10 protein-coding genes are annotated in these 10,229 nt (G+C 43.2%); 4 read left to right on the forward strand and 6 right to left on the reverse strand.

The window, feature by feature from the left end:
* Nucleotides 1-215: 215 nt before the first annotated feature.
* Together A1019T_RS09405 and A1019T_RS09410 are read left to right on the forward strand one after the other, a co-directional pair.
* Nucleotides 216-1,124, forward strand: coding sequence for a DMT family transporter (locus tag A1019T_RS09405; RefSeq protein ID WP_077451426.1), 909 nt, complete (start codon nucleotides 216-218; stop codon nucleotides 1,122-1,124).
* Between the two features lie 99 nt (nucleotides 1,125-1,223).
* Entirely contained in the window at nucleotides 1,224-2,945 is a 1,722-nt protein-coding gene (locus tag A1019T_RS09410; protein ID WP_077451427.1) for a flavin-containing monooxygenase, read from the forward strand.
* A gap of 109 nt (nucleotides 2,946-3,054) precedes the next feature.
* On the opposite strand, the gene A1019T_RS13235 is transcribed toward A1019T_RS09410, so the two are convergent.
* From A1019T_RS13235 to A1019T_RS09420, 3 genes are all read right to left on the reverse strand, one after another.
* Nucleotides 3,055-3,222: a hypothetical protein gene (locus A1019T_RS13235; protein WP_167366857.1), complete on the reverse strand. Its 168-nt coding sequence runs from the start codon at nucleotides 3,220-3,222 to the stop codon at nucleotides 3,055-3,057.
* Nucleotides 3,223-3,633: 411 nt separating this feature from the next.
* On the reverse strand, nucleotides 3,634-4,167 hold the full coding sequence (locus A1019T_RS09415) for a DUF2058 domain-containing protein (protein ID WP_077451432.1): 534 nt from the start codon (nucleotides 4,165-4,167) through the stop codon (nucleotides 3,634-3,636).
* Nucleotides 4,168-4,288: 121 nt separating this feature from the next.
* The gene (locus A1019T_RS09420; protein WP_244156610.1) at nucleotides 4,289-5,374 is read right to left on the reverse strand and encodes a PTS sugar transporter subunit IIC; all 1,086 of its coding nucleotides are present in this window, start codon (nucleotides 5,372-5,374) and stop codon (nucleotides 4,289-4,291) included.
* 82 nt (nucleotides 5,375-5,456) lie between these two features.
* Between A1019T_RS09420 and A1019T_RS09425 the strand changes: the two genes are divergently transcribed.
* A complete protein-coding gene (locus A1019T_RS09425; RefSeq protein WP_077451429.1) occupies nucleotides 5,457-6,047 on the forward strand; it encodes an O-acetyl-ADP-ribose deacetylase in 591 nt (196 codons plus the stop codon).
* Nucleotides 6,048-6,050: 3 nt separating this feature from the next.
* Here A1019T_RS09425 and A1019T_RS09430 read toward each other — a convergent pair whose 3' ends face one another.
* Complete coding sequence (locus A1019T_RS09430; protein WP_077451430.1) at nucleotides 6,051-6,779, reverse strand: glycosyltransferase; 729 nt, start codon at nucleotides 6,777-6,779, stop codon at nucleotides 6,051-6,053.
* Between the two features lie 133 nt (nucleotides 6,780-6,912).
* A complete protein-coding gene (locus A1019T_RS09435; RefSeq protein WP_244156611.1) occupies nucleotides 6,913-8,337 on the reverse strand; it encodes an FAD-binding oxidoreductase in 1,425 nt (474 codons plus the stop codon).
* 468 nt (nucleotides 8,338-8,805) lie between these two features.
* Between A1019T_RS09435 and A1019T_RS09440 the strand changes: the two genes are divergently transcribed.
* Complete coding sequence (locus A1019T_RS09440) at nucleotides 8,806-9,954, forward strand: OmpW/AlkL family protein (RefSeq protein WP_077451431.1); 1,149 nt, start codon at nucleotides 8,806-8,808, stop codon at nucleotides 9,952-9,954.
* 36 nt (nucleotides 9,955-9,990) lie between these two features.
* On the opposite strand, the gene A1019T_RS09445 is transcribed toward A1019T_RS09440, so the two are convergent.
* On the reverse strand, nucleotides 9,991-10,229 hold a 239-nt coding region (locus A1019T_RS09445; RefSeq protein WP_077451434.1), incomplete at its 5' end, for a transposase.

The following is a 10,229-nucleotide window of genomic DNA, read 5'->3' on the forward strand; positions in this document are numbered from 1 at the left end:
TTTTTGACCTGCTTATCCCGAACTCAGGTTAAAGTTAGCGCGGTGTAGCGGTGTACATATTTTATGGGAATACATTTGGACATAATACAAATATTTAATTTATCCCTATTTTGTTAATCATCTCCCCCAAATATTCCCACTCATCTTATAATAGAGGGATTTTCTATTATTTTATACAGCTGTTTAAACTAGCTATCTATGGATGGGACTTATCTGTGAGTAAACGCGATCTCATAACCTTCTTCATTCTTGCCTTTATGTGGTCGTTGTCCTTTATTTTCTATCGTATCGGGGTGCCCGAGTTTGGCTCACTGGCCTTTGCTTCTATCCGCTTGGAGCTGGCTGGGTTGACCATGTTAATCTTCGTGTTGCTCAATCCAAAAAACCGCCAAGGCATCGTTGCTCAGTGGAAGCTTATGGCGATAGTGGGGTTATGTTCCACTGCCATTCCGTTTGTCTTATTTGGTTTCGCTGCCAAGTCAGTCAATGCTGGGGTACTTGCGGTATTAAATGCTTCTGTACCGATGATGAGCGGGGTGATGGCCAGCTTATTTTTTAATGACAAAATGTCCAAAAAACAACTGCTTGGACTGGCCATCGGTGTGGTAGGGGTTATCATTTTGATGAGTGAAACCCTATTTTCTATGTTCAGTAGTGGGGCGCAAAATAATCTACATACCCAGCTGTGGCCCATGGGGTTTGCCCTTTTTGCTTGTATTGGTTATGCCGCTGGCGCCAATATAACTCGTAATTATTTAGAGCACATCTCCCCCATTGCGATTACGTCAGGCACTCTGATTATTGCCAGTATCGTCATGTTGCCTATTGCCCTCTACAGCTTTCCTTACGGCAAATCGATCAGTATAAAAGCTTGGGGCTCAGTGATTTGTATTGGCATTTTGTCCACGGCCATTGCGCTAATATTTATGAACCAGTTAATCAAAAGTATTGGCCCAGTTCGCGCTACCAGCATCACCCTAGTGATACCAATTTTTGCCATTATTTTTGGCTATATTCTGCTCGGTGAGTCGTTAGATATTTTTGCCATTGTGGGCTCAATCGTGATTTTATTGGGGACTTATCTGTCTTTAGACTTATCTATTACAAAGCTGGCTAAAGCTTAAGTTCCCCCCCATAATGTTTATAGATAGATTAAACTGGTTTCATTGAAAATTATAACCCGTCTAGTAAAGCGATAATAAATCTTAGTTCAAGGATGACTCATGCGTATGCCCTGTAAGCAAAAGACAGCGACCCCCCGCTTAGCCCCCGAACCCTCTAGCCGCTCAAATCAGCCAGCTATAACGCCAACCATAGCCTTGAGGGATAAATTGCCGCAACTGCCCGCCTTGCCGAATCTACCTAGAAGAGCCACGGCCACAATGCGCCGACTGCTACCCAGTCTACCCTTTCGTAAAAAAGAGCCACAACTTGAAGTATTAATTATTGGTGCTGGTATCTCTGGTATAGCTATGGCCACTCATCTAAGCCAAGATAAGCTGCTGTCAAAGTGGCTGAAAAAAGGGCGTGTTGGGCTGGTTGAGAAACGTGCGGCCATGGGGGGCACTTGGGATTTATTTAAATACCCGGGCATACGCTCCGACTCAGATATGACCACTTTTGGCTTTGCGCATCGTCCTTGGATGGGAAAAAAGACTTTGGCAGACGCCGCTTCCATTAAAGCCTATATTGAAGAAGCCGCAAAAGAGGCTGCCATTGAGCCATTAATTGAATTTAATACCGAAGTTACCAAGATTGAATGGTCCAGCTCAGATAAATACTGGACCGCCACTTTAAAAGAGGTAAACACGGGTAAAACTCGCACCGTCACTAGCCGCTTTGTGGTAGGCGCGACGGGTTACTATGATTTCGAGCAAGGCTACCAACCCAAATTTAGCGGTCAGCAACAATTCAAAGGTCAGCTAATTCATCCTCAGCAGTGGCACGATAACATTGATTACGATAACAAACGTGTGGTGGTAATTGGTAGTGGCGCAACAGCAGTAACCCTAGTGCCCGCTTTAATACAGCCGCTAAGCCCTAGCCCAGAGCACAAAACCCAAAGTGCAGCCCATGTCACCATGCTACAGCGCTCGCCTACCTATATCGGCAGTATCCCTAGTGAAGATGACAGTTTAAAGACGCTGACAAACCGCTTTCACCTAAGTACACAGACCGCTTATGGCTTGGTGCGTTGGAGAAATATTCTTCTTCAGCAAGGCTTGTATCGCTTTTCAAAAATAGCGCCCAACGTGATGAAAAAAAGCTTGGTGACACGGGTCAAAAATGAGCTTAAGGGCAGTGATGTGCCTATCGAGCATTTTAAGCCCCACTATGATCCTTGGGATGAAAGACTTTGTGCCGTGCCTGATGGAGATTTATTTAAGGCGTTAAAGACAGACAAGGCTGATATTGTCACCGATACTATAGAAAGTCTGACGCCAACCGGTATTGCGCTCACTTCAGGTCGTCATTTAGAGGCAGATATTATTATTACTGCTACCGGTCTCAAGCTACAAATGCTGGGCGGCGCACAAGTGCTGGTTGATGGACAGGTCATCACTGTGGACCAACGTATGACTTATAAAGCGGTGATGGTAGAAGGAGTTCCTAATTTGGCAGTACTTTTTGGTTATACCAACGCTTCGTGGACCCTAAAAATTGATTTGGCTTGTGACTATATTGTGCGCTTGTTACGCCATATGCAGCAAAATGGACACAATACTGTGCTGCCCAGCTCTATTGCTACCGATGGGGATAAAGCCATCACCCAAGCAGATACGGTTATGGGGTCACTAACCGCAGGCTATATAAGCCGTGCTAAAAATGTGTTGCCCAAGCAAGGAGATCGCTATCCTTGGTATGTTACCAACAACTACCTGACAGATATTGTGATGCTAAAATACCAACGTGTTGCCGATAAATGGCTACGCTTTGGCCGTTAAATTGAAACCTTAATTTATCTATAGGAAAAAGGTTCATAATAAAAAAACTATAACAAAAAAAGAGGATAGCTTTCGCCATCCTCTTTTTTTCATAAGCCATTAACTACGCTTATTTCTTTTTAGCTTTCTTTTCTTTTTTGTCTTTCTTAGCTTTTTCTTTCTTTTTTTGGTCTTTTAGCTTGTCTAGCTCTTTGACCTTTTTATCTACTTTCTTTTTAGCTTTTTTGATGTCTTTCTTCAGCTCTTGTTTTAACTCTTTAATATCAGGCTTAGCCATGATTGACTCCTTTTTTGTTTATTATAGAAAACTTATAATTAAAAAATCTTATCCTTTGACACTTCAGGGCAGTCATCTACCTATTAATCCGCCCAGAGTTATTATTTAGCTCAATTACTATACGCTACACTCAGTAATGCAGTATAACTAGCACTGTAGTCAACAAGGACTTCAAGGCCCGATAGACCACTGATTAAGCAATAGCCAACCCGCTAAATAATGACTTAAGTTAATAGTATCAAACTGGCTTTTTAAAACAAGCATCTACTGTATTTGGATTGTAATATTAAATTGCACTACTTAATTATTGTTACTGTGCTAAATATTTATTATTAGTGAGCCACTGCTAAGCCATTTCCCTAATAAAGACAAGGATTTATCAACGATTACAACCTTAATTGCCATCTAGCACTACCACATTAAGTCATCTGGAATGACATAAGCTGCATACGGATCATCTTCAGCGGGTTCATCTTCCGCCTTGTCATTGGACTCAACAATAAAACCTTCCAGCTTCTCATTGATACGATCTGCCAAAGGCCGAGGCAATAGCGCATAGCCTTCCTCTAGACGAGCAATACTGACGTGACCGGCAACAATTTGATCAAAAAGCTTCTGAGTGATGTTCATTTTCTTAATTTTAGAATCATCTACGAAGCGGTACTCGATATCACCTTGGGTATCAGTGATTTGATGCTGATTAATCATCTGCACGATGTTGGCTCTTAAAGTTTTTTCTTCTAGAGCCTGCTGTCTTTGTTGATTCAGCTCTTGGTCTCTTTTAAGCTTCTCAGCCTGAGCCTCAGCCACAGATTTTTTGATTTCTGCATCGGGAACATTGCCAGTACGTTTGGCGTGCTGGGCTTGTTTGGTTAGCTTTTTCGCTTTTTTAGTATCAACCAGTCCTGCTTTTAATAACTGCTCTTGCAGCGCGTTTTTTGCCACAGTCTTCTTTGCCATAAAAAGTCACCTAAGTCGTAAACATAAATAAAAAATAGTTAGCGCATGGTAGCAAGTTTCAGTAGCACAAACCAATAACTAATAGCCACTAAACATGCAGTATTCATTAAGGTAATTTCATATCGCCGTCTTTAATCCAGCCCGCACGGCGCATTAACCAAGCCACCACACCCGCAATAACTGCTGGTAATACAAACATCAGTAGCCCAATGGCCCACCAAATTTGGCTAGGGCTGAGTACCCCTGCTGACGCCTCTAACACCCCAAATACTCCTACAAAACCAGCTGTTCCCATGCCCGCACCACTGGCTGTACTCATTAGCCCAAAGCCTACTGTGGCAATGGGGCCTACAATGGCACTGGCAATTACTACCGGCAATAAAATAATAGGTTTTTTAAAGATATTAGGAATTTGTAGCATACTGGTGCCCAAGCCTTGAGCAATGACCCCACTCATGCCATTATCTTTATAACTGGCCACAGCAAATCCAATCATATGCGCCGCACAGCCAACCACTGCAGCACCCCCTGCCAATCCGTTAAGCCCAATAGCAATACAGATTGCTGCACTTGAGGTGGGCATAGTCAATAACAGTCCCACCACCACAGAGATGACCACCCCCATCATAAAGGGCTGCAGTTGAGTGGCAATCTGAATACCAGTGCCGATACTATTGACCAAGCTGACCACTGGTGGATTGAGCCAAGCACATACGGCTAGAGCTACCAAACCTACAACCCAAGGTACTAAAATAATATCCAGCTTGGTCTTGCCCTGAATCCAAGTACCGGCACGATAGGCGAACACAGTGGCCAAATAGGCGCCAATAGGGTTGCCGGGTACTGCTAAAAACGTCGGCGGTGCCCCAGTTTGCGCTGTGAACAAATTGCCTGCCATTAACGCTTCAGAGTGAGCGCCCATCATGCCCGCCACCAAACAGGCAAAAACCACTAAGGTTGGGGCTTTGAGATAATAAGCAATACCCACGCCAATCCCAGCTCCCATTAATATTGAAGCCAGCTTTCCCAAATCCATTAGCAATGGCATGTCTAACGCTAAGCCCACTTGGGAGAATATTAATCCTGCAATTAAAGTGACAAATAAACCCAAGGCCATGCCGGTGAAGGCGTCAATAAAATATTTATTAAAAAAATCACGCACAGGGGTGGCGGTAGTGGCAGACTGAGGCATAACCATATCCTACATAAAAGGCAATCGATAAAGACAATCGATTAAAATTATAATAACTATCAGAGTAATAAAGGAGATTTACATGTCTAGTTTAAAGCACCCCTTAATACAAAAACAGCTACAAATAACCGATGCCGAAGGTAAGCCGCATAATGTCACTTTAAAAGTAATCGAAGCCGACATCACGACATTGGCGGTAGATGCCATCGTTAATGCTGCTAATTCCACCTTACTGGGTGGTGGCGGTGTCGACGGCGCCATTCACCGAGCGGCAGGACCCGAATTGGTTAACTATTGTCGTACCCTGCAAGGTTGCCCAACCGGAGAGGCCAAAATAAGCCCCGGCTTTAATCTTCCGGCAAAGTACGTTATTCATACGGTAGGTCCAGTGTGGTATGGAGGAGAGAGAGGTGAGGCGGAATTACTGGCCAATTGCTACCACAATTGTATAAAACTGGCTCAGCAACATAATGTCATCAGCATTGCCTTCCCGGCAATTAGCACCGGTGTCTATGGCTACCCTATTAGTGACGCTACTGATATTGCCATTGGTAGTGTGCTACAGAGCTTAGCTAAGGCCACACCCTCAGGCAGTGTCATCGAAGAGGTTATTTTCTGCTGTTTTTCAGCCTCTGATGCGGCTATCTATCAGCAAAAGCTGCAAGCAATTTAAAACTTATTTCGATTTATAGTGACCAAAATCGTAGCGTATTTTCTGATTGCGAATTTCACCGATTAATAACCGGTGCAGATTGGCATATAGATACTTGCCTCCCGTTTTTAATATGCCATCTTGCTTCAGTCGTCTGGGGTCAAAGGTAAACCCAAGCGGCAACATACGAAACTTAGTGTGGCGACTGGCTCGATTAACATAATCACAGTCTTCACATAAGGTGACACTGATATCAAAGCCATTAATCGTGTTGTGAAGGGATTTGGTGGAGAATAGGCAAGCACCAATCGCCGTAGGAAAAACATACTGGGTTAAGCCTATGCCCATATTAAACAATTTATAGCCTAGGATATAACGTTTGGGCAGCCCTTTAGGAGACAAATAAAATCCAGCCACCTCTAGCTGCTTAGTAGTAAGCTGTTGCAGTGCTTTTTGTATAAAGTTTGGCGGCAAGCGCACATCAGCATCCAAAAAAAGGAGACGCTGATGCTGAGCCAAACTGGCGCCTGTATTGCGGCCTAAACATACCCCTCTTTGCTGCATGCGTTCGACATGTAGACTAGGCAGAAGAGGCGCATAGCTGTGTACGATTGCACAAGTTTCATCTTCACTGTTTGAATCAACGACGATGAGCTCAAAGTCTTGATGGGTTTGTTGCACCAAATCATCCAGCAAACCCCCTATACGCTCGGCTTCATTTAAAGTAATAATGATGATACTAAGTGAGGACACGGGGCCATCCTATATTGCACAAGATAAGTACGCTAAGAGTTATGCCAATCAAACATGGGCATAGCTCATGCTACGACTTAAATATGTCAATATCATTATCACAACCTCGGTTCTCACCGCTTTCCTTAAATGCTTAGGCCTCTACCTCGACAGACCAAATCTTACCCGGGTTTAAGATATTGTTCGGGTCTAAGGCATGCTTAATGGCTTGCATTACTAGTACTGCATCGCCATGCTCATGCTGCATGTATTTTTGTTTCCCTTGACCAATACCATGCTCCCCAGTACAAGTACCGTCCATGTCAATGGCACGTTTCGCCAGACGACCAACCAAGTCTTCTGCGGTCTGCACTTCCTCAGGGTTATTGGTATCTACCAACAATAATACGTGGAAGTTACCATCGCCAACGTGACCAACAATAGGCCCTATCATGCCGGAAGCTTCAATGTCTTTGGCGGTTTCGCTGACACACTCAGCCAGTCTTGAAATCGGCACACAAGCATCCGTAGAGAGTGCTTTGGCTTCAGGACGTAGCGCACAGCTGGCTGGATAAGCATTGTGTCTGGCGTGCCATAACTTCTTGCGCTCCTCTTCATTACTGTCCCAAGCAAAATCTGATCCGCCACATTCTTCAACAATGTCACTAAAGATTTGTGCTTGCTCTTCTACCCCTGTTTCGCTGCCATGAAATTCGACAAACAAAGTGGGCATCTCTTTTAAATTAAGGTTGGAATATTGGTTACACGCTTTGACCTGCAAGGTATCTAGCAGTTCAATACGAGCAATGGGCAGACACATCTGAATGGTCATCATCGTGGCTTCACACGCTGCCTCAACGGTTGGGAAATGACAGATACCACTGCCCACACATTCCGTGATACCAAATAATTTTAGAGTAATTTCGGTGACAATACCCAAAGTGCCCTCTGAGCCGATCATTAAGCGGGTTAAATCATAGCCTGCTGCTGATTTTTTGGCACGGGTACCAGTTTTGATAATTTTGCCTTCTGCTGTGACCACCTCTAATGCCAATACCACATCTTTCATGGTCCCATAGCGCACCGCATTGGTGCCTGAAGCACGAGTCGCCACCATACCTCCGATAGTCGCGTTAGCACCTGGATCAATCGGGAAAAACAATCCAGTATCACGCAAATAATGATTCAGTTGCTCACGGGTAACCCCAGGCTCTACCGTCACCGTTAGGTCTTCATTATTGACCTGAATCACCTCATTCATCTCACTCATATCGATACATAAGCCGCCGTAAGGTGCATTCAGTTGCCCTTCTAATGAGGAGCCAATACCAAAGGCAATCACTGGCATTTGATATTCATTACAAATAGCAACCGCTTTGGCAACGTCTTGCTTGTCACGAGCCATAAGCACGGCATCGGCAGGCTGGTTTTCTAGCCAAGTCATGGTGTGTGCGTGCTGCTGACGAAGGGTTAAGTTGGTACTCAACTGACTGCCAAATAGGGCCTCTAGCTTTTGCAACGCTTCATCATAATCTTTTTTTTCGATATTTTCTAAACCTACATTAAAGTTCTCACTCATGCAATTCACCTATATATTTTTAGTGGTTTATGCCATCGACTGATGGAGTTTATAAGCTATTGTCACATAAAATCTGATTAATTATCGTCTGCCTACGGCTAACTTACAACCGGTAGTTGTTGCTAAGCTTAAGTATATAAGGCATTTTTTCTATAAGTAGCTTTACCCGTTATTTTGGATTTGTAGATTGACTATGTGCTTTAAGTTTTTTAGAATGAAATTATTATTGAAACATTTATTAATAAGTTAGCAGACTTGATATAAAAAATTGTTTCAAATAATAAAGGATAGCTACAGGGACGTTAGACGTATTGGCTGTATAAGAGTTACGCCATTTCTTATAAAGCTTCTACTCACAATTTCCTTTATAACATAGCCTATCCTGTCTAATGTACTTATCGTTAAGTATCCTATTAATCAGTTTGATTATCACTACTATTGTAATTTTCTTTTATACAAGGATGTATCATGAAAAAGACCCTATCCATTGCGTGTGCTGTAGCAGCGCCTATTTTATTAAGTCAATCTGCCACTGCCGCCTTTGATTATTTCAAATCAGGTAATGATGGTTTCAAGCGTTACTCAATCTCTGCTGGCTGGCTACATGCCGAGCCCACCGGTAAAGCTACTCCCGTTAGAAACACCACCGCTATTAAAGATGATACAAAAGCTGACAATGGTAGCGTTACCGTCGGTGCTGTAAAAAATGTGATAGATCCCGCTCAAGGTGAGGCTAGAGTCCAAGAAATTAAGAACGGTCTAGATACTGCAGGTTTTCTCGGAGGTAAAGGAGATGACACTGATTTAGCGAATATAGGACCATTAGGTTTAAATTTTTCTGGTGAAACAACCATTAATGGCTTACAAAGCTTTGCCACTCCAGGTACTGGGCTTGAGTCAGATACTGTTGATACCATAGGGATGCTATTTACTTATTATGTAGATGATCACTGGGGCGTAGAACTCAAAGCCGGTATTCCGCCTAAAGTTGATATCTTAGGTAAAGGTGAAGTCATTGCCCCATTCCAAGGCAAAGTCAGTCCCTCAGGTCTCGCTGCCGGTATACTTGGTGATTTCAATATTAAAGATGACATTCAAATAACTGATATGACTCAAGGAGGGGGAGTGGCTTCCACTGCTCGGGCTTGGTTGCCAGCCGCCTTGGTACAATACCAATTTGGTAAGCCTGGAGTGAATAAATTCCGTCCTTATGTGGGTGCCGGTGTGATGTACGCCTATTTTGATGATATTGAACTTAATAAAGGTATTGAACAAGATTTACAAACTGCAGCAGGCCGCTTACAATTAATTCAAAAGAATCAAGCTGGAGCTGCATTGGGCTCAAAAGAAGAAATTGATAAGAATGAAGCTGCCGGCGTTGCTGATATGCGCGTTAAAGTTGAAGCTGACAGTGCTTGGGCACCTATTATTAACGTTGGTGCCACTTATGACTTCGACGAAAACTGGTTTGCTGTGGGCTCAATTAGCTATGCCAAGCTAGACAGTGACACCACCATTACTGTGAAAAACAAGGAAGGGAATCAGCTAATCGAGGCCAAATCTAATATCGATATCGACCCTTATATTACCTATTTAGGTGTGGGTTACCGCTTCTAAGAAACCGGCCAAACTTTAGTTTATTAGGGCGTGTCCTCAATTTAACTTACAGTGAATAATAGTATAGGCTAGGTAAAGCATAGATTTAAAATTGCGTGCTAGCTTTTCATAGCGTGTTGCTATACTGCGAAAATGCTTTAATCGAGCGAACATATTTTCAACTAGATGGCGTAATTTATAAAGGTAACTGTCAAACTCTGGGTTAGGTTGTTTGGTATTTTTTCTTCTAGGAATAACCGCTTTCATGCCATGTCCTATCGCTTTATCTCTGATTT

It is taken from the genome of Psychrobacter piechaudii (assembly GCF_900162825.1).
In the GTDB taxonomy this organism is placed as follows: Bacteria; Pseudomonadota; Gammaproteobacteria; order Pseudomonadales; family Moraxellaceae; genus Psychrobacter; species Psychrobacter piechaudii.

Bases quoted from the DNA above. Each gene is read 5' to 3' on its own strand.
- A1019T_RS09410 (WP_077451427.1), top strand. From the start codon at position 1,224: ATGCGTATGCCCTGTAAGCAAAAGACAGCGACCCCCCGCTTAGCCCCC.
- A1019T_RS13235 (WP_167366857.1), bottom strand. From the start codon at position 3,222: ATGGCTAAGCCTGATATTAAAGAGTTAAAACAAGAGCTGAAGAAAGAC.
- A1019T_RS09420 (WP_244156610.1), bottom strand. From the start codon at position 5,374: ATGCCTCAGTCTGCCACTACCGCCACCCCTGTGCGTGATTTTTTTAAT.
- A1019T_RS09425 (WP_077451429.1), top strand. From the start codon at position 5,457: ATGTCTAGTTTAAAGCACCCCTTAATACAAAAACAGCTACAAATAACC.
- A1019T_RS09435 (WP_244156611.1), bottom strand. From the start codon at position 8,337: ATGAGTGAGAACTTTAATGTAGGTTTAGAAAATATCGAAAAAAAAGAT.
- A1019T_RS09440 (WP_077451431.1), top strand. From the start codon at position 8,806: ATGAAAAAGACCCTATCCATTGCGTGTGCTGTAGCAGCGCCTATTTTA.